The 21,453-nt window shown below is 64.3% G+C and carries 14 protein-coding genes; 3 read left to right on the top strand and 11 right to left on the bottom strand.

What is annotated here, in order from left to right; all coding sequences use genetic code 11:
* Window positions 1-178 precede the first annotated feature (178 nt).
* The 8 genes from ACV7NQ_RS26075 to ACV7NQ_RS26040 form a co-directional block, all read right to left on the bottom strand.
* Complete coding sequence (locus ACV7NQ_RS26075) at window positions 179-1,441, bottom strand: DNA sulfur modification protein DndB (RefSeq protein WP_463362040.1); 1,263 nt, start codon at window positions 1,439-1,441, stop codon at window positions 179-181.
* A gap of 82 nt (window positions 1,442-1,523) precedes the next feature.
* Window positions 1,524-1,955: a DUF4189 domain-containing protein gene (locus ACV7NQ_RS26070; protein WP_463362039.1), complete on the bottom strand. Its 432-nt coding sequence runs from the start codon at window positions 1,953-1,955 to the stop codon at window positions 1,524-1,526.
* 65 nt (window positions 1,956-2,020) lie between these two features.
* Complete coding sequence (locus tag ACV7NQ_RS26065; RefSeq protein ID WP_463362038.1) at window positions 2,021-2,620, bottom strand: DUF4352 domain-containing protein; 600 nt, start codon at window positions 2,618-2,620, stop codon at window positions 2,021-2,023.
* 32 nt (window positions 2,621-2,652) lie between these two features.
* Window positions 2,653-3,066, bottom strand: coding sequence for a hypothetical protein (locus ACV7NQ_RS26060; protein WP_463362037.1), 414 nt, complete (start codon window positions 3,064-3,066; stop codon window positions 2,653-2,655).
* Between the two features lie 458 nt (window positions 3,067-3,524).
* A complete protein-coding gene (gene drmC, locus ACV7NQ_RS26055) occupies window positions 3,525-4,271 on the bottom strand; it encodes a DISARM system phospholipase D-like protein DrmC (protein ID WP_463362036.1) in 747 nt (248 codons plus the stop codon).
* The gene (drmB, locus tag ACV7NQ_RS26050) at window positions 4,246-6,282 is read right to left on the bottom strand and encodes a DrmB family protein (RefSeq protein WP_463362035.1); all 2,037 of its coding nucleotides are present in this window, start codon (window positions 6,280-6,282) and stop codon (window positions 4,246-4,248) included. Before drmB ends, drmC begins: the two co-directional genes overlap by 26 nt.
* A gap of 8 nt (window positions 6,283-6,290) precedes the next feature.
* On the bottom strand, window positions 6,291-10,034 hold the full coding sequence (drmA, locus tag ACV7NQ_RS26045; RefSeq protein ID WP_463362034.1) for a DISARM system helicase DrmA: 3,744 nt from the start codon (window positions 10,032-10,034) through the stop codon (window positions 6,291-6,293).
* Window positions 10,031-10,678, bottom strand: coding sequence for a type IIL restriction-modification enzyme MmeI (locus ACV7NQ_RS26040; RefSeq protein WP_463362033.1), 648 nt, complete (start codon window positions 10,676-10,678; stop codon window positions 10,031-10,033). Before ACV7NQ_RS26040 ends, drmA begins: the two co-directional genes overlap by 4 nt.
* A gap of 478 nt (window positions 10,679-11,156) precedes the next feature.
* Here ACV7NQ_RS26040 and ACV7NQ_RS26035 point away from each other — a divergent pair, with 478 nt between their 5' ends.
* The gene (locus ACV7NQ_RS26035; protein WP_463365766.1) at window positions 11,157-12,386 is read left to right on the top strand and encodes an IS110 family RNA-guided transposase; all 1,230 of its coding nucleotides are present in this window, start codon (window positions 11,157-11,159) and stop codon (window positions 12,384-12,386) included.
* A gap of 4 nt (window positions 12,387-12,390) precedes the next feature.
* Here the strand turns inward: ACV7NQ_RS26035 and ACV7NQ_RS26030 are convergent, their stop codons facing one another.
* Together ACV7NQ_RS26030 and drmD are read right to left on the bottom strand one after the other, a co-directional pair.
* Window positions 12,391-15,588 (bottom strand): Eco57I restriction-modification methylase domain-containing protein, encoded by a 3,198-nt coding sequence (locus ACV7NQ_RS26030; RefSeq protein ID WP_463362032.1) that lies wholly within the window; start codon window positions 15,586-15,588, stop codon window positions 12,391-12,393.
* The gene (drmD, locus tag ACV7NQ_RS26025) at window positions 15,585-18,839 is read right to left on the bottom strand and encodes a DISARM system SNF2-like helicase DrmD (protein WP_463362031.1); all 3,255 of its coding nucleotides are present in this window, start codon (window positions 18,837-18,839) and stop codon (window positions 15,585-15,587) included. The genes ACV7NQ_RS26030 and drmD overlap by 4 nt, the downstream gene beginning before the upstream one ends.
* Before the next feature lie 157 nt (window positions 18,840-18,996).
* On the opposite strand from drmD, the gene ACV7NQ_RS26020 reads away from it, so the two are divergent.
* Both ACV7NQ_RS26020 and ACV7NQ_RS26015 read left to right on the top strand, forming a co-directional pair.
* A complete protein-coding gene (locus tag ACV7NQ_RS26020) occupies window positions 18,997-20,094 on the top strand; it encodes a helix-turn-helix domain-containing protein (RefSeq protein ID WP_463362030.1) in 1,098 nt (365 codons plus the stop codon).
* A gap of 2 nt (window positions 20,095-20,096) precedes the next feature.
* A complete protein-coding gene (locus tag ACV7NQ_RS26015; protein ID WP_463362029.1) occupies window positions 20,097-20,591 on the top strand; it encodes a hypothetical protein in 495 nt (164 codons plus the stop codon).
* A 241-nt stretch (window positions 20,592-20,832) separates the two neighbouring features.
* Here ACV7NQ_RS26015 and ACV7NQ_RS26010 read toward each other — a convergent pair whose 3' ends face one another.
* Window positions 20,833-21,447 carry a transposase gene (locus ACV7NQ_RS26010; RefSeq protein WP_463358709.1) on the bottom strand — a complete coding sequence of 205 codons (615 nt, stop codon included), beginning with the start codon at window positions 21,445-21,447 and terminating at the stop codon, window positions 20,833-20,835.
* Window positions 21,448-21,453 lie beyond the last annotated feature (6 nt).

Raw genomic sequence — 21,453 nt, 5'->3', positions numbered from 1 at the left:
AGCAACGAATGCCACGCAATGATCAGTTTTCACGTTCCGCCGACAACCGGGCCTCCAAGTTCGCCCGAAAGCTGCTGATCAGCAGCGAGTTTCCCCGATCCTCCCAATCCGAACCCGATCACGCCCGGTCGCCAGGCCGGGCGAGAGTCGAGGTCGAGTTCAGTCGAGGGACAACGCCCTACAACTCGGCAGGATCCTTCCGGTACCACCCCGCGATCACGCCGACCAGGTGAACGATGTTCTGGGTCCGCATAATCGGGGCCGATGCATTCGGCTCGAAGTCGACGTCGGCTGCCGTGGTACGCCAAAGACTGGTTTCGATGACCGGTGCCGCCATGTGGGGGTCGAGGCGCTTGAAGAACTCGGCGATGTCGCCGAGTTCGGCAGGGGCATCACTGCTGCGCAGCTCCCGGAACACTCCGCCCAGTACCCGCCACATACCGACCGAACCGAGCAGCGAGGTGCGGCGCAGCTGCTGCGAGAGCGATTCACCGGCGCCGTGCGCCGCCCCCGGGTCCTCTTCGGTGATGGCCGCGAGATCGGTGAATGCGATGGACATGAGGTCGAGGAAGTCCTTGACTTGTTCGATGACCTCGCCGTCGGTCAGCGTCTGCTCGGCCTTCTTGCTGATCCGGCCACCGGCACCGGCAACCACCGCGCGGGTGATGTCGGCGACATGCTTGGCGCCCATCAGGTTCGGGTTCTTCAGGGTCATCCGGTCCTGTTCGGCATCGACGCGGCCCTTCAGCAGCGGGTGGTCGATGACGTCGGACAGTGTGCGGTTGGCGACCTTGTAGTTGTCGAACCGGGCCCGGACTGCGCTGCTGATGCCCTTGGCATTGTCGGCGACGTCGACGAACATCTGCTGGGCTTTGATCGGATCAGGTTCGACATAGATGTCGATGCCGACGTACTCCTGCTTCAGCCGGTTCATCTGCCGCACCAGCTTGTCGCGCTCGGCCTGCAGTTTGGCGGCCCGGTCGACACTGACCTTGCGGGCCAGTTCACGGTCGACGGCGGAGATACCGTCGGTGATGCGCTGCTTCTCGATCGAGACGCCGAGGATCCGGTGCTGTCCATCGATGGTGCGCAGGGTGGCGATGCCGCCGATCGCCCACGGCACGGTGAGGTAGCCGACCCGGCCGTCTTCATCGGCCTTGGTGAAGACGCAGCCACCGCCGTCCCGCGCAAGCAGCGTTGGCGCGACCCAGTCCTGCTTGGCGTCGAGGTACTGACCGAACTGCTTGGCGTGCAGGCGATCTACCTTGCGGTTGTCCTTGTCGACGTTGTTCGGATCGGGCACGGGCAGGATCGTCGGCAGGTCGAGCAGCGGAACACGGGTGGAGTACACGTCGCGCCCGCCCTGGATCGTCTTCAGAGCCAGGTAGGTGCTGGAGTCCTGCGGCCTCGAGAGCAAGCGATGGTCGATGGAAATGGTCATGGCGTCTCCTCGGTGACGTTGGGTTGGTGGGTGGTCGATGCGGTCACGTGGGCTTCGAATACGCCGGTGTGAGCAAGCCAGCTCACCGCTGGCACTGGGACCACCAGACGGTCGCGCCGCGTCCGGCGTTCTTCAGCACCGCGTCGAAGTCGGCCTCGGTGAGACTGTTGCCGACCGAGTAGGAGTAGGCGCGGCCGACTATCTCGCCGTCGTAGGTCCGGTCGCCCGCTGCGACGGCCCCGCACTGCCCGCTCGTAAAGGTCAGGACGATGCGGCAGTCGTGCACCGGCGCAGTCGATCCGGTGGCTGGCGGGATCCGACCGTCGCAGTTGGTGATCGCGACGTTCTTCGCCTCTTCGAGGTCCGCGTAGTCGTATGCGCTATTCAGCAGGCCGTTGCTAGCGGATACCGCTACAGCCGTCCACCGTGGTGCCTCGGCGTAGGCCGGACTGGCGGCTGCGGTGGCGCCGGCGATACAGGTCAGCAGGACTGCGGTGGTGATCAAGATTTTCATCAGGGCGACTTTCGTTGCAGTAGAAGCAATGTCGGATGGGACACGTGCGGTATGGAGGACGGCCGTCACTTGACGGCGACGCGGGCGCCACCGGAGAACATCGAGTCGTGAAACTCGATCGCGGCAGGCGCGGTGCCTTCGGGGACGTCGAACGCGAGGATCACCGAGATCTTGTTGCCGGGGTTGATCTCCGTCATCAGGTGATCGTTCAGGTTCATCTCGGCGCGGGTGTCGTTGCCGAACACCCGCCCGGAGTCGTCCACGAGCTTCTGGTTGTCGCCGAAGTAGGTCTGCGGTCTGTCGGCGGTGTTGGTGACCTCGATGTGCACCAGGATGTATTCGCCCTGGGCGTCCTGCTTCATGAACTGGTTGTCGCCCACGGTCTTTACCGGGGCATCGACCTGGGTGACGACAAAGCTGAACTTGCCGTCTCGTACTTGGGTACCGACGGGCGCGGCGACCGTGCGCTCGTCTTGCTGCTTCGCCACTTCGTGTGCGGCACTACCGATCAGCAAGGTGCAGCCGCCGAACAGCAGGACGATGCATGCGACGAAGCCGCCCAGCACCCAAGGCCAGACGCGCCGCTTCTTCTGGGGCGGGTACGGGTGGAACGGCGCCTGCGGCTGGCCGGTCGAAGGCTGCTGAGGTCCCTGTGGGTTGGTCATGATGGTCGTGATTCCTTCGGGTCGTGGTGAATTCAGGCAGCGCCGCTGGCGAAGATGTCGGTGACCGAGACCGTGAGCCGGTCGTTCGGTCCGCTGGTGCTGACGCTCTCTTCGCCGGCGATCCGGTAGCTGACCTCGTCGGCGGAGTCGCCGCGGGTGAACGTGAAGTTGTTGATCTTCGGACCGTCCTCACCGCCACGAATCTCGTAGATCACCGTCCACTTCTTTCCAGCCGGGATCTCCTGTTGGAACAGGAACTTCGGGTCGACGTGGACGTTGACACTGCACCCGGCCGAGCCGAAGCAGCTCTTCTTGACAGTCGTCAGGGACAGCAAGATCTGGTCGGATGTCGGATGGAATACTGGCTTCGGTGCGGCCGTGGTCGTCGTAGATCTGCCCGACGGTGTCGTGGACGGCGCGGCCGCCGTACCGTCCGTATCGTTCACGCACGCCGACAACGTCGCCATCAGCAGAGCGGCGACCGAAAGCCCAATTGTGGTCCGGCGCAGGCGCGCTGACCGAGTGGGCTGAGTCCAGGGGAGGCTGGAACCACGATTTTTGAACATTTTCGATTTCCTCCATTTTCCGCCACGGGAGCTTGCGACTGTTGATTCAGATGTCGCACTCTCGGTTCCGGCGCAGGTGTCATCGGCACTGAAGGGAATCAGTGCTGGCGATGCGGGGAATCGAAGGTGTGGAACAAGTCGGCGATTGTTGGGCGCCGACCACGTGTGTTGCGAGAAGCTGTTTCCCGCAACCGCAGATCTGTGTCTGCCGAAGCTCGTCGGGGCGGTTTCTGATCACCCCGCGGTGTTGTGGTGACTATCCTCGCACGAGAATGGCGATTTTCGCAACTCCGCAGGTAGTGGTGCGACTTCGATCGCAGCCGGCCGCAAGTTCTGGGTCAGAAAGCGCTGCTGACTACGACCGGTTCGTACAGCTCCTCTTGGACCGCAAATAGTTGCCGCTCAACGGCCTCGGCAAGGTTGGGGTTGTCGAGGAACAGGCCGAACTCGACATTGCGATGCTCGGCGCTCCGCGAGAAGTTGGCGCTGGTCACCAGCAGGAAACGGTGGTCGATGACCAGGAGTTTCGCGTGATTGCGAACGTACTCGTTGCCGTATGTAGTGGTGCGGTAGACAGCGGCAGGGCGCAGGTGCGCAGCAACTTCGGTTGTCGTCGGCGACCAGGCTTGCGACTGCCGGTCGGCAGCCCAGGTGTCGAGGTAGATCCGTACAGAAACCCCCGGCCGCTGCGCAGCCCGCTGCAATGCGGTCCAGAACCCGGACGAGCGCTGAAAGTTGAAGGTGGAGCAGGTGATCGACTGGCGAGCACCGTCCACCAGCCGGGTCACCTCGCTGGTGAGACGGCCCGACCGGGCCAACTGTCCAGGTAGCGTCCACAACGGGTCGACCGTCGGGCGGATTGACCGCGCACCCTCGATCGCCCGCAGCACCGGTACCACAGCCTGTGGTCCCAATGCTTCGAGCATCGCCCCGACGATCGCCCGCCGACTCGGCACAATCGCCCGCAGGGCCGAGTTCAGCGTGCTACCGGAGGCCAGCCGGTCGGCGAGATCCTCGGCTTCGGTGCCGGTGAGTAGTTCGCCGAGGGTGCGCGCCGGGTCAGCCGGTGGGTTTGAAGAAGCCAAGGCTGCTCCCCGGCAGATCGATCAGGAAGCGGCGGTCCAGGAAGCGATTCGCACGCTCACAAGAGGTCTCCGATGCCATGGCACAGCAGTGGCACGCGGCACCGTGCAGGAAGTCCTCCGGATCCTTCGGGGTGCGGGTCGCGCATATCGGGTCGGATGAGCAGCGTTGGGCACGCCGCAGAGCATCAGCAACGATTTCCTGCAGCCGGTCTTCTTTGCTCAGCTCCACCAGGCCGCCGAGTGTTCCATCGCTGTCCGAGGCGGTGGTGCAGATCAGTAGTCCGGCGGCCGGCTCGCGGCCGTCTGCTCCCTGCCAGGCATACAGGCGCTCGCTGAGACTGGCGGCGTTGTAGCCGCACGTCATCGCCATCTCGCGAATCAGGACGTGCGCGAAGGTATGAAGGAGCCAGTAGCGCGGTGGCCGGAGGCGGTCGTCAGGCTTGAGGTCCTTGGCAGCGGTATCGGAGTAGCGGTTGGCAAAGTTGCGCGCGTGTGCGGCACGGAGGGCAGCCCAAAGACCGCTCTGGAGTATCCGTTGTTCCCAGGCATCGACCGCTGTTTCATCGAACTGCAGGAAGATGCCTTCACCGCGGTCCTCGGTGGCTACTGTCCATGTGGGGCGGGTCGATCGGGCGAGCGGAACCATTCGGTCGGGAAGATCATCGACTCGATCGATCTCGTCGATGCGGGTGAAGCCGACCAGTGCATTGACCCTGCGCAGCGATTCCACTGCCAGCACCCGATTGATCTGACTCGGGAGCGCAGCGTGCTTGTTCCGCCGCGACAGGGTCAGTCCGCTCTGCGGATCCGAGTGCCGATCTCCCAGCGGATCGGACTGCAGGTAGCGCCATTCCGGAACCAAGAGGTCGATCGGGTCCCACCGTTGTTGTTGCTTGTCTGCTGCGGACTCTTCCGGGGGCGCCATTGCGAGGTCCATCAGCTGCTTCAGCCGGTCGTCGCTGTATCCCGAAACATCGATCTCCTTTTCCTGCAGGATGTCCCGGGCGAAGTCGAGGTTCTTGGCGTATCGCTCCAGCTTGTCGCCGAGCGCGACCCGGATGCGGCTGGCGATTTCCTCGTCGAGCATCTCCTTCTGCTCGGGCATCACGATGACCGACTGGGTGGCCGGGAACCACAGGTTCGACGCACCGACCAGGATCAGTCGGACCTCGTTCTTGCACGGATAGAAGGCGTCGAGGTGTGCGTGTCTTCCCCGGCATCGGGGCAGCTTGTCCCGCGCCGCCTCACCCTGTGCTTCGTTCATCGCCCGGGTCAATCCGCAGGCACCGCATTTGATGGTCGCGACGGCACCCTTACCGAACGACCGGTCACTCATTGTCAACGGCGCGGTGCCCTGGACGGCCTCCGTGCACCCTCGGCCGCGGTGTACCCACAGCTCATACGGGAATTCGTCGACGTGTCCGTCCTCGCAGGCGAGCAGATAGCGTGCCGGCACTGCTGGATGTGCACTCGCCTTCTTGTGGCTGCCTTTCCGGCCACGGCACTTGTGCTCGAACTGCGCCAGATCGGTCCGGAAAGGATGGGTGTTCACGTAGTTGAAGTAGCCCAGGGGGCCGAGGGTGTCGCAGCTGGTGCAGCGCAGCCACTGCGGAAAGATCCGGGCGGGTACGCCGAGATCGTTTCCCTCTTTGCCGAAGTTGCTCTTAGTCGCCTGCCACGGGAACGGCCGTAGCTCGATGTCCCGGTGCGCGCCCTTGATCAGCCGCCGCACTGCCTCCCGCAGTCGGGGCGCGTGGATGGTGGGAATGCCGTCGCGGCGATTCCAGATCCGGTCCCACTCGTCCAGCCCGGTGGGCATGATCGTGAAGTTCGGTAGATCCATGACCGAGCCGGGCCCGTAGGTGTAGATCAACGACGACGGCCGCGCGGAGCCGACCTTCGCCCGGTTCTTCAGGGTGCCCTGCGATTGCGCGGACTCCACATCACCGAGCGGATCGACGACCTGTGTCTCGTCGAAGATCGGTTCGGCGGCAGTGGCTTCGATGGTCATGAGCGCTCCTAGTCCTGCGCCTCGGGCAAGTTCCACTGGGGTGCGGATGCGGGGGCGATATAGGCGAGCCGGTCGGGCAGGGGGCTGACCAGCAGGTTGATCTCGGGCTGGACCTCGCGCATCGAGTTGGCGACCACGAACGGTGGAATGTCCAGTGACCCGCGCAATCCCTTCGCGTTGTCGGGACTGATCACCAGGGTTCCGACGTGATCGTTCGGCTTCTTGTCGTAGTTGAGGGTCTTTCCGCGGGCGATGAGGTCGGCCCGGCGTTTGGTCCACAGGTCGAGGCGGTTGTTGAGCAGCGTTTCGGCCAGTTCCGCCGCCTTTTCGTCCTGCGCGGCCCGCTTCATCCGCTCGACGAGCCGTCCGATGAGGTCCTTGACATACCCGTGCTCGTCGTCCACGTTCCCGGCGCCGGTGTCGGGCGACATCCCGTCGGTGCGGGCGGCATCGCGCACCCGCGCCGCGCTCACCAGTACACCGTCCACCCCGCGCTCCATCGCGGTCAGTGAGTACGGAGTCACCGACAGCGCTTCGACTTTCGAGTAGAAGGTCTCGTGGTAATGCCGGAACTGCTCGAAGTGGGCGAGGTCGCGGGGCCGTGCCCAGTTTCCGAGAGTCACGACCAGCCCTGGGCGCTCCGGCTCTCGGCCGACGCGGGAGGACGCCTGGATGTATTCGGCGGTGTTCTTCGGCTGGCCGACTACGAGCATCAGTCCAAGCCGGGTGACGTCGACACCGACTTGCAGCATCGAGGTGGCCAGGACCGCGTCGTACGGAACAGCGTCCCGCTTGGTGCCTTTGGCGCCAGTCGCGTCGATCGCCGGATCGAACGAAACCGCCATGTTGTCCAGGACTTTGGTGATATCGGCGCTTCCCACCCGGGAAGTCAGCTCGGCCGTCCTCAGCTCGTCGAATCCGGTGCCGAACCGTCGTGGTAGCCGTGACCACGGACGACCCTTGCGCAGCATGGTCTGGATGTCGTCACCCATGTACCGGGCCATACCGGCCAGCTCACGGGTAGCGCTGAAGTAGCCGACCAACGTCATGTACGGGTCGGCGGAAATTCCCGAGGTGTCGAGCAGCAATTGTCCTGCGGTCATGAGTACTTCGGCGACACGGATCTCGGCGGTGGTCACGCGGACGCCGGTGGTGCTGATTCCCACGTACCGGCGGCCGGGCTTGTCCTCCGACACCGGTTCTGCTTGGGAGAAGAAGGTGTCGCCGGCATCGAGCACCTGCGGCGGGAAGATAGTGACGTCGCGCCCATACAGTTTGCGCACCTGGTCGCCGGCTCGGAATGCGGTCGCCGTAGAGGCGATGAGCAGTGGGCGGACGGGAGCGCCGGAGGGGGTTTGCCAGCTGGTGATCACATCGACAGCCGCCTCGAACAGGCCGACAGTGGTGCCCAGTGCACCGGTGATCAGGTGCAGCTCGTCCTGGATGATCAGGTCCGGTGGGCGCAGCCGACCAGACGGTCGGCGGGCCGCTGCGGGGTGAATGCCCTTGGCATTGTGCTTGTTTCCGTCTTGGAGCGCACACTGCTTGTAGTCGGGGTGCACGTAGCCGTGCCGGTCGCATCGTTCCGAGACGTAGCCGAACAGAGCAGCCGCTTCACCTTCCCGTGCCAGCCGAGCGAACTTGTCGACAGTGGCGATGACGAACGACGGTGCGAGGCGGTAGATCTCTTCGTCGACGGTGAGCACCGGAAGTCCGTCGTCCACGGCACCGCCTTGGGAAAACGGGCACTCGGCGAGATCGTCGCTGCAGTAGATTCGCACCCGCCGCTGGACTTCATCGGTCTTCACATCGGCTGCTTCGATCCTGTTGCCGCACCACGGGCAACGCTGGATCTGCAGGACGGTGAGCCGGTGCCCGCGGCCTTCATTGATGTTCTTGAGCTGGTCGCGGGCTTCTTCGAACCACTTCGGGCTGACCTGGGTACCCACCCACAGCCCGATCCGGAACGGTTCGGCGCCCCAGGTGTTTTCGTCAGCTCGACGCGCAACCTCGGCGGCGCACACCAGGGCGGTCGCGCGCTGGAACTGCTGGGCGGTCAGCAGCCGCAGGGTGTATCGCATGAGGACAGCGACTCCGGAGAGACCATTCAGCGGTCCCTCGGAGCTGTCGACAACACCCTGCCGACGGCGGACCGCGAAAGTGTAGGCCGCCAGGCCGAGGTAGGCCTCGGTCTTACCACCACCGGTGGGGAAGAACAGCAGCTGAGCTTTGGCCAGGCCACTATTGGTCGCGGAGCCGGAACGGCGCTCCGCTGTTGGGTCGGTCAGCATCGGCAGCTGCATGAGGATGAACGCCAGCTGGAAGGTGCGCCAGGAATGGGCCAGAGCGCCTTTGCTTTTCAGGACCGCGGCACGAGCTTCCTCGATGCTCTCGTCGCGATACTCCTTCTTGGCGCGGCGTTCGGCAACCTGACTGTGGATACGTTGCTCGGCCATCACCTCATTCATGAACTGGAAGCACCGCAGGGCGGTGTCGTCGGTGAGGAGGTGGAACAGGCCTTCGGCGAGCTGCTGGTGGACTTCACGCGCGTCGGCGACGGCCTCGAGGGCCACCGTCCGCAGGTGCGGAGGTAATTTCTTCGCTCGCTGCTCTTCGCTGTCCAGCCACACCGCGTAGTCGGACACGATCGGCTGCAGGCCGGTCCGCAGCTCACCTTTGGTAGCCTCGGCGAGCAGCTTCATGTCCAGCAGCGCTTGTACTTCGCCGGCTGTGGTTTGTGGAGTTTCGGTGACCGGCAGCCAGGTGGTCCATACCTTCCGCGCCCGCGGGGAGCGGGTTGCGGTGTCCCACTGCTCTTTCCGCCACGTGTCGACCTGCCAGTTGACCGAGCAAGTGCGCCCGACCGCGTACTCCAGGTGCTTGCGGTACTGCAGGTTCAGCCGGGCGCGGTCGTCGTCCAGCTCCTGGTGGACATCGGTCAGCGGATCGGACGCCGGTAGGAACACATCCGCACCACCCGCATCGATCTCCAGCTTCGTCTGGTACAGCCAGGCTTCGGTGGGGATGTGGCGGCCGGTTTCCCGGTCGTTGCACAAGGCGACTTCGACGAGCAGACGGTTCTTCTCCATGTAGCTGTCGATGCGCAGCACCACGGTGTCACGCAGAGGTATTTCTTTCGTCTCGCCCGGCTGCAGGTCGGCAACCCGGATCTCGGCGGGAATCGTGAAGGGGGTGCGCTGGAAGCGTGGGGTTTTGCGAGATTGCTGCTGGTCAGCAGCAGTCTCGAGATCGTCGTGCGAGACCCGGTTGTATTGGCCCCAAGAGGCGGTAACGGTGAATGACTCCAGGTCGGCTGGGATCTGGAATCGCAACCCCATCGATGCAGGAATCACCAAGCCCCGCTTGGGCGCCGCGTCCTCCGCGTCGTTCGAAGCGGAATCCTCGTCGGCTGCGGCGCTACTGTCATCTACCGCGGTTACCGGGACACCGCGGGACTGCTGCGCATCCAGGTCGTCACCGACATCGGTGTCTGGTTCGTCGGTGTCCTGGTCGGTCGGAATACCGCGGTCAGTGATCCGGACCGGGGCGATACGGCCGATCAGGTAGGCCTGGTCGGGGGTGGTTTCGAGGATCTCATTGTCGCCGTTGGCGGGGCCGAGGATTTCGCGGTCGAGGATGTCGACGAGGTTTTCGCGGGCGGTGTAGGAGCGGGAGTCGGGGGTGTGAGTGAGGCGGTAGTCAATCGGCGCCGAGGGAGTGGGCGTCGTGGCGTCGTCGATCGAGCTTGTCACTGCTCCCCTTCGGTGAATTCGTCGTCGGACTGGTCTGGATCAGGAGTCGGCGCTGCCCCCTGGGCTGCCGCGCGGCGGTGGTTTTCCTCAAGTAGGCGATCCAGGATTTCTACGCGAGCGGCGGGGCTGACGGTCCAGCGTTGCATTTGGCGGTAGGTGTGGAAGCTGTGGTCGAGAGGGACGTCGTCCCAACCGTAGGCGGCGATCACGGCGTAGTCGAGTTCAGCATGAATTCTGCGTACTTCCGCAATCTCAGCATCAGAGTCATTCAATACAGCCGGATCATTGACGAGGTTGTAGAGCTTTGTGAGACCGATATTCCTATGCAACAGGATCTGTCGGCGGGTAGCTTCCAGGATCCTCCCAAGTTCTTCTAGCCGATCATCTCCGATAGGCCGGGGAAAGGTTTCAAAAACGTCCGACGGCGTGTACCGAAGGTCGGTCCGAATAGTAGATCCGTAGGTAGATGCCCAGATCTGATGGAGGCTTGATGACAATATAGCTTGGTCAGCAAACGAGTCAGTCGCAAATACTGCCAACGCGTGGCTGAAAACCTGTTCTGAAGAAACCCGCACCGGCACTACAGTTTTGGAATGGAGGGTGATCACAAGTACTTCGCCCAACCCTGAAATTGCCTTCCGCATCCCAGTTCCCGGACGCTCATATACCCACCACATGCGCTGAAGTCGCGGCTTATTTGTCAAACGTGAACGTGCCGGCTTGACCCGGCTCAGCACCCATTCGTATGCAGCGCCGTACTTGGACAGAGATCCTTCACCAATCCCCGTAAGATCAACAATCCAACGAGGCGCGTCACACATTGGTCGTTGATTTACATCCTCGCCGCCTAGGTATGGCTTTACCACCGCCCTAATGAGATGTAGCGGGTCGGTCGATCGGGCAGACTCGCTACTGGTAGCGGCTGGTAGGTGAGCACTGATTGGCCCCGGACTTCGAGTCCTGCTTTGAGATCGTGCCCCTGCCGGTCGGCCGGGAGAAATGGATCGCTGATGGGATGTCGTGCCTGCCGCATGACGGCGTGAGCACCGATTCATTAGGTCGCCGACGTTCTCCCGCACGCTGCCGGATTTGGTGTCCGACAACGATGAAGAGGGAACAGCTGTGCTGCTGGTCGGTGATGACTGGGCCGAGGACCACCACGATGTCGAGCTGATGGATGAGGCCGGGAAACGGCTGGCCAAGGCTCGATTACCGGAAGGGATCGCCGGGATCACCCGGCTGCACGCCATGATCGGTGAACACCTCGGCGACGACGCCGATGCCGCGCGGGTACGGATCGGGATCGAAACCGATCGTGGCCCGTGGGTCGCGGCGTTGATCGCGGCCGGCTACACGGTGTACGCGGTGAACCCGTTGCAGGCGGCCCGGTTCCGGGAACGCCGCAGCGTTTCGGGTGCGAAGAGCGATGCCGCCGACGCGCATACCCTTGCCGACATGGTCCGTACCGACGCGCACCAGTTGCGTCCGGTCGCCGGGGACAGTCCCGCCGCAGAAGCGGTGAAAGTTGTTGCGCGAGCACATAAAACGTTGATCTGGGAACGCACCCGCCACACGCAGCGGTTACGGTACGCGTTGCGGGAGTACTTCCCCGCCGCTTTGGAAGCGTTCGACGACCTCGACGCTCCCGACGCCCTGGAGCTGCTCGGCAAGGCACCCGACCCGGCCGCCGCGGCGCGGTTGTCGCTCAACCAGATCCGGGCCGCGCTGAAGCGGGCCGGCCGCCGCGGCGACCTCGACGCTAGAGCCGCCCGTATCCAGGCAATCCTGCGCAGCGAGCAGCTGGGCCGCAACCAGGTCATCGCGGCGGCCTACGCGGCAGGGACCCGCGCCGCGGTCGCGGTCCTGGCCACCCTCGACGAGCAGGTGAAAGTCCTGCAAGGGGAGGTCGAGGCCCATTTTGGCCGGCACCCGGCCGCTGAGATCATCTTGTCCCAGCCAGGACTGGGCAAGATCCTCGGCGCCCGGGTGCTCGCCGAGTTCGGGGACGACCCCACCCGCTACGCCAGCGCCAAGGCCCGCAAGAACTATGCCGCGACCAGCCCCATCACCCGCGCCTCGGGGAAAATGAAGGTCGTCGCGGCCCGGTTCGTGCACCAGGACCGGCTCGTCGACGCGCTGATGGCCCAAGCATTCAGTGCGCTCAACGTATCGCCGGGAGCCCGCGCCTACTACGACAAGCAACGCGCCCGCGGCCTAGCCCACCGTGCCGCCCTGCGTCAGGTCGCCAACCGGCTCGTGGGCATCCTCCACGGCTGCCTCAAATCCGGAACCCTCTACAACGAGACCACCGCCTGGACACACCACACCCAAGATCAACAAGCCGCAGCTTGACAAGCTAAGCCCTGGGATGTCTCAAAGGCGGATCTTCCGCGACAATTGCATGAGCGCGCGCCGGATCCATCGTAAACTCCTCGATACAGTTCACGTTCGAACCGATGTAGGCCATTCCACCGTTCTCCCTGAGACGGCTCGGCCTACCCTTTACGCGGCCAACCGGCTCAAGCAACGTCGAGATCCGACCAACCTTCATGTCATTTGCGATCAGCGTTGCCGATCCATCGACCTCACCGAGCGTTCCCCAAACAGCCGCATATTCGAGGTTCGCGGTCACAGAAGGCCATGAGCGGCTCTGAATCGCCCGGGTCAACGTGAGCCCCTGCGACTCCAGTCGGTCTAGGCCCACCTCGCGAGTATCACCCTGAGCGACAGTATTGGTCGCGATGAGGCCGAGATTGCCTCGATTCGTCAGCAGAGACGCCCCACGTAGAAAGAAATATCCCACTAGATCAGAATTTCCAGTAGCACCGCCCGCAACGACGTTAACGAACCACTCCCGCAGGTTCGAACCGACAAACCCCGAAATCTTCTTGCCACCCAAGAACGGCGGGTTACCGACGATCGCGTCGAACCCCCCGCGCTCCATCACATCCGGAACCGCCAGGATCCAATGCAGCGGCTGCCAGCGCTCATAATCGGTGGCCACCGTGGGCGTAAGCCCCTCGGCCAGAATCCGATTCAGCATGGCCGGGTCGCCGGGCTCACCGTTGGCGGGATAGGCGTCGGCGACGGCGACATCCAGGTTCTGGTATGCGGCGGTCAGTCCGCGACCGGGTTTGCCGCCGTGGATCAGACCAGCGGCTACGACTCCGTCGGCGATGGTGCGCAACTGTCCGATGAGGTTCTGATAATCCTTCCACTGCCGTCGTTTGGTGGTCGTCGCGCGCTGCGGATCCCGATCATCGACCTCCGACGCCAGCGAGCGACGCAAGCGCGCGGCCTCTGCCAATGTCCCGTCTACATCGATGTCGTAAAGAGACCCAGTCAGTAGGCCTTCAACCTCATCCGGATATATACGCCACGCCTTCAACTGCCGGACATCGGTCAGCCCCAACAGCGCATTCCCGTGCAGCACTTTGTCGTCCACGAACGAGAACGGTAGCTTCGGATCGAGCGACACCAGCCACAACGACAGCTTGCACATCTCAACCGCCATCGAGTTGATGTCGGCGCCGTACAAGCAGTGCGCCACCACCTCACGAACGGCATGCAACTGGATTTCATGTGGTGTCCCGAAGACACTCCCGTCCTGCTGCCACGCCTCGACCAGGCGCGCCGCAAGGTACCTTGCTGCGGCCACCAGGAATGCCCCTGAGCCGCACGCAATATCGGCGATCTTGAGATCGAGGATCGCTTCCGGCCGAATCAGCTTCCACTCGTCCTGATCGGCCGTCTGATGCGGCCCCGGCGAATATACCCGCGGTTCCAGCGCATACCGCACCACTTCTTCCGCCAGTGACCGCGGCGTGTAGTGCGCGCCGGCGGACGCCCGGGACGCCGTCTCCACCACCACCACGCCACCGGGCAACACCACATACGGCTTGTTCCGCAGGTCGCGCCGGATGATGCCGATGAACGGCCGCAGCCGGTTTCGCAACTCCTCGTGCCGGGCTACCGACAGCAACGCCCGCTCGGCGTCCTCCACCTCGCCCGCACCACGAATCGCCTTGGCGAGAACAGTTTTCGACACGGCCTTCGCGGCCGGCTGGTCCTTCTTCGCCCACGCGATGATCGCATCGGCCAGCTTCGCTGGATCGGAATGCCGCGCCGCCAACTCTTCCAACGTGGCGAGCGGAATCTCCGGCTCGGCCCCTTTGGCCCCGATCAGCCCGACGGTGATCTCCGCGACCGTTTCCGTCGAATACCCGAGCAGACCTTCGTAGATGTACCCGATCTGCTCGACATCGATGTCGCGGAAGGAGATTCGCCGCGCATCCTGTCCGCGCGGGGTCGCCACCTGCACCGACCGCAGCACCTCCAGCATCACCCGGTCGGAGATGCTGATCGCCAGCGCACCGGATTCGCTTAGTGCGGTGAGGAATCCGAACCGGTCCGCGTCGAACAGCGACCCACCGTAGGACGGGATGCGGATGTCCTCGAAGGATGCGCCCCGGTACAGCGCGTTCGAGGTGGCGAGCAGCCGATGCCAGGTGTGGAAGGTGCCGTCGAGCGCCTCGCTGCCCTCCAGCTCCTTGCGCCGGTCCAGCTCGTCCAGCTGGTCGCTGAGCCCGTACCCGAGAGTGAACAGCTCACCCTGCGGCAGCAGCCCCCGCTCCTCGGCGAACAGCAGGAACACAACCCGCATCATCACCGTCACCGCCGCCTCGTACACCAGCGACTTGCGCTCCGGCAGCGGATCCGGCAGTCCCTCGAAGGTTTCCGCCAGCGCCGACTCGGACATGGCCTGCACCAGCAGTTCCACGGCTTGACGCACCTGCACACCGAGCGCCTCGGTGATCTCCTCGGCGGCGGCGACCGACTCCCCGAACAGCTCGGTCAGCCGGTCCTCGGCCTTACCGCCGACCAGGCAGCGCCGCTGCAGCAGTTCGACGAACGCGTTGCGGGTCTGCGGCTCCTCGATCCACGTCTGCGCGTTGACGATGCCGGAGGCGACCATGGTGTCCGGGCGGGCGGACACAATTGCCCACCACCGGCCGTCGGTGACAACACCGATGCGCACATCGGAGACACGCAGCAACTCTTCCATCCGGTCGATCGGGCTGGCCGCCCACCCGTCGTCGAGCGGATCCCGCAGCGACGACACAGGGTCGGTGAGCAGCACCAGCGCTCCGGTCAGGTCACCGCGGACGAGTGCTCCGCTGGCGGTGACCATGACCTGGTGGTTCGGGGACTTCACGGCGACAGCGCTGCCCGCGGTGTACATCTGCGCCCACCCGAGTACCTCCCGCAGCATGGTGTCGACCCAGGTGTCCCGCGCGGTTCGATACCGCTCGAGGACCGCCTCGTTGTCCCGGTCGAAATCCCATTCCTCCCAAGCCTTCTCGAACGCAGGCTTGGCCTCACGCAGAACGGCGAGTGCATCGGCGTTCATCGCCGGCATGCCGTTCTCCCAGACCCGCTTCAAGGCAGGGATGGACAGGAACGGGCCGTCGGTGTCGACCAGTTCCAGCCATTCGCGGTGCAGGTCGGCGGTGGAGGTGCCGCGGCGACGGGGCTTCTTCGGTGCGGTGATCATCGCTGCAGGGCTCCGGGTTCGGCGTCGGCGGGGGTCAGGGCGAACACGACTGCCGCCACCGACACGTAGGGCTTGATATCGGCGTAACGCTCACCGACAGAAGTGATTTCGCGCTGCTCTTCCTCGTCGAGATTGTCGCGGCGCTGCTGCATCACGTCGATGTCGCGACGCAGCTGCTTGCGCTGATCGTCGGTGAAGAACTGAAGTTCCAGCTCGGCTTGCTGCTCGCGTAGCCGCTTCAGCGAGTCGTCCAGGTTGTGCCGGAACGCGGCGTAGATCTCGCGGGTGCGGCTGGTGTCCGCGGCGTAGCGAGCCTGCAGGGCCTTGGCCACCTCGTCCTGCTTGCTCTCGGCGCGGCGGTTCATCGCGTTCAGCAACCGGCTCTGCAGTCGCGAACCCTCGACGTTCCACAGCTTGGCCAGCGTCGAACGAACCTGCGGGGATGCCAGTTTCAGATCCGTGTTGTCGAGCGTGGCCTCGAGCAGGTCCTCGACCTTCTGCTCGGCCATGTCGTTACCTCGGATACGGATGCCGGTGAGGAACACCTCCTCGTGCAGCCGCAGGCCACCGCGGCCCACCAACACAAGGCGCGACACCACTGCCACACACGACTGCGGCAGGTCCTCGACGACTACCGCGGTCACCCGGCTCACATCCGAGCCGACGCCGAGCAGCTTGCTGCGCAGGATCCGCGCCGATCGCTGCACGAGACCGTGACCGAGGTGTACGTGGACAAGGTCGTCGCGGTTCTTCGCGGTACGGTCGTCGAAGGTCACCGGGCGCCAGATGCCGGGTGCGAGGTGGGTGTCCAGTCCACGCAGCGCTGGCTGCCACGCGCCACTCAGGCCGGGAATGTCGAAGACCTGGCCGGCACCGGGCTCGTTCGGAGGATCCAGGGAGTCCGGCTCCTCGAGGTCGAATACCTGCTCGATGTCGGGGTCGATCGTCTCGATCAGGGTCGGCTGGGCCGTCAGCTCCAGGGCGGTGTCCACCACGCGGCGCACGTTCGCCGGTGTGATGTGCATGCGGGCCTTGGTTTCGGTGTAGCTGTTCGCCAGCTCGGTGAGGCGGCGGTTCAGTTCCCGGCTTCCGGCCATCACGTTCGAGATGGCGGCGGCGCCGTCGTCGGGAGCCGACTTCTTGCGCCCGCCACGCCGTTTCGCGACGGTCGGGCTGAAATGCTGCTGCACCTCGTCGTCGATCACCTGGTTGACGGAACCGAGGTCGCTGTGGACCGTGCCAACCTTCTCCGCGATGCGGCGCAAGAAGTCCTGGTCGGCGCCGAATGTGCTGGCCGTGCGGTCCGGGGCGAACTGGTAGATCAGCGGCGTCTGCATCTGGCCATAGCGATCGATGCGGCCGATGCGCTGCTCGAGCCGGGAGGGGTTGAACGGGATGTCGTAGTTCACCAGCCGATGGCATCGCGCCTGTAGATCGATGCCCTCACCCGCGGAGTCGGTGGCCAGTAGCACACGGACCGGCTCCTTGCTCGGGTCGGCGCTGAACCGGGCCCGGATCTTCTCGCGTTCTTCGGCGTCGGTGGAACCCTGGATCACGGCCAGGCGGTCCTTGTAGCCGCGCTGTTCGAGCACGCCCTTGATCCATTCCAGGGTCGTGGCGTATTCGGTGAACACCACTACACGCTCGTTGAGCCAGAGCTTGCGGTCCGCACGGCACACGCTGTCAAGGAACTCAACGAGCGCCTTCAGCTTCGAATCGGGACGGTGCGCGAAACCGTTGCCCCAGCTGACCAGCCCCGTGATCTCCTGCGGTGCCGCGGCACTCAGCGGGTCCGACCCTTTGCTGCGGCGCAGCGCCGAGAATTCCGGCTGCTCCGTCTCGCCCTCTTCCTCGTCCGACTGGCCGCTGCCGAGCACCTCCTGGTAGTACTCGTCGTCATCGTCGTCCATGGTCGGAAGGCGTCCCGAGGAAGCGGCTTCTTCGTAGCGCTGCAGGGTGAGCGCGAACGACCAAGGGCTGGATAGGAAACGCTTCTTCAGCAGCATCGCGACGATGTCGCCGGAGCGGCCGCGACCATTGCGGCGGGCGCTCTCGGTGAGGATGCGGTCCAGCAGACTGAACTTGTCCTGTTCGTCGTCGTCCGGGGTGAAGGCGATGGGCTCCAGCTGCCGGGTCTTGAAGTTCTTCTCCGGGATGTCGGTTTTGAGCCGACGGACGGCGACATCCTTCAGCGCGGTTTCGTCGAGGACTACACCGCGGGTGAACCGGCGGCCGTCGATCATCTCCAGCAGAGCGGTGAACGACTCGGAATATCCGTTGTGGGGAGTCGCCGACAGGAACAGGCGGTGCTCACAGCGCTGGGCGAGTTCCCGAGTGGCGATCGTGCGGTTGCTGTCGACTGCGTAACCACGTCGGCCGCCCACCGCGGTCGGGCTTGCCGGCGCGACATGGTGCGCCTCGTCGACCACCAGCACGTCGAAGGAATACCGGCGGGCGGTGGACGCCTTGCCTGCCGAGGCATACACCTCGCGCAGCATCTGCTGAGCGCGCAGCGACGGCAGCCACGCCATACTGACGATGACCCGCGTGAACAGTCGGAACGGGTTGGCGTTGAGGCCGTGGCTGCGCCGGACCTGGCGAATCAGGTCGCTGTTGACGATGGTGAAGTCCAGGCCGAACTTCTCCCGCATCTCGTCCTGCCACTTCAACCGCAGGCTGGGCGGGCAGACGATGATCACCGAGCGGGCACGGTGCCGCAGGAGCAGTTCCTGCACGACCAGACCGGCCTCGATGGTCTTGCCGAGGCCGACGTCGTCGGCGAGTAGCAGGTTCGTGCGGGCGGACTGCAGGGCGCGGCGCAGCGGCTCCAGCTGGTAGGCCTCCACATTGGCGCCACTGCGGTAGGGGGACTGGAAGGCGTCGGCATCCGCGGAGGTGACCGCGCCCCAGCGGACCGCGTCGACGAATGCGGCCAGGCGGTTCGGGTCGTCGAAGTTCTCCGCGCCGATCTGCTCCGGCAGGCCCTGGTCGGGGGCGACCGTGTGACCGACCTCGAGCTCCCACACCACCTCCAGCTCGTCGCCGAGCCGGTCTTCGGCCAGCGACTGCAATCCCACTACATGGGTCAGCCGGGGGTCGCCCTCGTCGGCGGGGCTACGCGGCAGACCCTGCTGTCGGACATCGGTAACCGCCCAGGTCGAACCGCGGACTGTGACGATCTGGCCCGGTTCCGGCACCGGTGGGAGTGTGCGCCGATCAGCAGCGGAGTGGTGCGGGCTCGCGATCGTCATCCTCGGTCAACCTTCCGTGCTGTTCATCTGCGCTCACTGGGCGGTGGTCGGCCCAACCGACCTCAACGGTGCAGGTCGCTGAGTGAGTCGAACACGCCGGACACCATAGTGGACGAGTTTTTCGATTATCGCAAGCCGCCTGGGATACCATCCCCCTGTGTCGAGCATTCCAGATCGCGTCCGGGAGATGATCCAGGAGTCGGGTCTGAGCCAGCGTGAGTTCGGCCTGCAGATCGGGCTGGACGATTCGAAGCTGTCGAAATCCCTTCGCGGGACCCGTCGGTTCTCCTCTGTCGACCTGGCGCGGATCGCCGAGCTGTGCAACGTTTCCGTCGACTGGCTGGTCATGGGCGAGGACACCCAGGTCGCTGTGGCGGCCCGAACGACCGGCGGCACCGCCGGTACAGCATTCGAGATCGCCAAGCGCTACGGCACATTGCGTACCGATATGGCGAGTCTCGGATATACCCAGCCATGGAGCGGGTCATCGAATCTATCCGAGGCCGGGTCATTTCAAGCGCAGGGCATTCGACTGGCGGATGCGGCGTCGAAACGCCTGACGGTGAAAGGAAGTTCCGTGCTGCAGCCGGATCTTGCCACGGCAATCGAATCGGCATTCGGCGTGGATGTTGCCGTGGTGGCACTCGATCAGGATTTCGATGGCTTGGCGGTGTCTTACCCCGACGTCAAGCTGATCATCCTGGCTGCCAGCACAATTCCGGCGCGGCAAAGGTTCACACTCGCGCACGAGTTGGGTCATCTGCTGGCTGGCGACGATCAAGGCGTCCACCTGGACGAGGATGTTTTCAGCAAAGCGCAGAGGCGTGAAGGCAGTGAGATACGTGCGAATTCCTTTGCTGCGGCGTTTCTCATGCCCGAAGAACTGCTGCGAGAGCGATTGATACCGGCGAAATTCAGCGAGGAGGCTTTCGCCGGTCTCGCCTTCGATCTTATGGTGACGCCGTCGGCTTTGGCATTCCGGTTACTCGATCTGCATTTGATCGATGCCGGCTTGTGTGACCGGTTCAAGCGCCTCACCGCGGCCAAGGCCGCGAACATCGTCGGGCGCGGTGTCGAGTTCGGTGAGCGTGTCGTAGCGGCCAGCACAACCCGGGCGCCTGGCCTGCTGGTCAGGGACACCTACGCGGCATACGACACGGGTGCCGCGACACTACGTCCATACGCCAACCTGTTGGACATCGACGTCGAGCAGCTCAGAGAGTCGTTGGAGTCCGACAGAGGGGCCCAGCAGTAGTTGTGAGCGAGTTCCTATTTCTCGACAGCGCTGTTGTCGGCAACTTCGTGGGGGTGGACCGCCTGGATCTGTTGAAGTCGATTCTCGGCACCCGAGGCGTGTGGACCTCCGCCGTGGAATACGAGGTTTCCCGCACGCTGCCTGTCAAAGCCCAGGTCACCCTCAGCGGATACATGGGCGAACCTGTCGATATCGATGATCCGGCCGAGATCTGTGAGGTCCATCGGCTGCGGCGCGTCGTTTTCGGCGGAGCCGAAACGCGTTCGCTGCAGAATCTCGGCGAGGCGGAGACCTGTTTCCTGCTCACCAAGCGCAAGGAGTTCGCCGGATCCAGGTGGATCACGGACAACCCGGAGGTGCTGCGGTACGCCCAACACCGAGGCATTGCCACCCGGCAGACCCGCGAACTGATGTCCGAAGCGGTGCTCAACGGGGAGATAGCGCCGGACCGCGCACGCGACATCCTGATCCAATGCCGCTTAGCTCGCCCCCTGTAGAGCTGTGACCGGCGGTTTTGCGGATGGTCGTCGTTGTGTCGGCGTGATGCAGCTTTGGTTGGCCAGCCGGATGGTAGCGGGTCCGGTGTGACGGGTTCCCTTGTCTGCCTTGCGTTTTACTCGGAAGCTGTTGTGTCTGGCGCGTTTGACGACGCGGGGGTAGGAGCGGTGGCGGCGGGGGTTGAGGTGGCGTTTTGCGGTGATCTGTTCGGCGAGTTCGGTGTGGAGCTCGAGTTGGCGGTCAGGGGGAAAAACCGTCCGGGCCTGCGATGGTGTCGCGGGCGAGTCGGACGGTCTGGGTGAACTTCACGCGGTCGGGATCGATGCCGGTCTCGACCGCGGCCCGGCAGATCAGCGAGCAGATCGCGTAGTGGGCGATGAGGAATCCGTATATTTCCTGGCGGACCATGTCCGGGGTTTGCGAGCGCAGGGTTTTGGCGGGGCCGCGGAGCTGCGTCTTGATTTGCCTGTTCGCGGCTTCGTGTTCCCAGCGTTGGTGATAGGCCTCGGCCAGGATCAGCGAGGGTGCCTCGTGCGGGTCGAGGATGGTGGTGAGCAGGCAGATCAGCTCACCGCCTTCGCCACGGTCGGTGATCTCGTACTCGATGACGCGGGCGAAACGAGTCCGGTCCCAGTCCAACTCCTCCCCGGCTATGGCCGCCTCCAGCAGCTCGGCCCGCATTTTCGCCGGGGTTTTGGGCGCGAAAAGCAGTGTCACATAGGAGCCGTCACCGAGGCGGTCCACGATCGGCAGGTCCATAATGTCACCGAGACGCCACAACAGGTCGGCGTCGGTGTCGGCGCCCTGGCACCACAGTTTGAAACTGTAGAACCCCTGGTCACACACCAACATCATGCCGGG

The organism is Nocardia sp. Tas62D01 (assembly GCF_055232035.1).
This window is presented reverse-complemented; position numbering and strand designations above follow the sequence as displayed.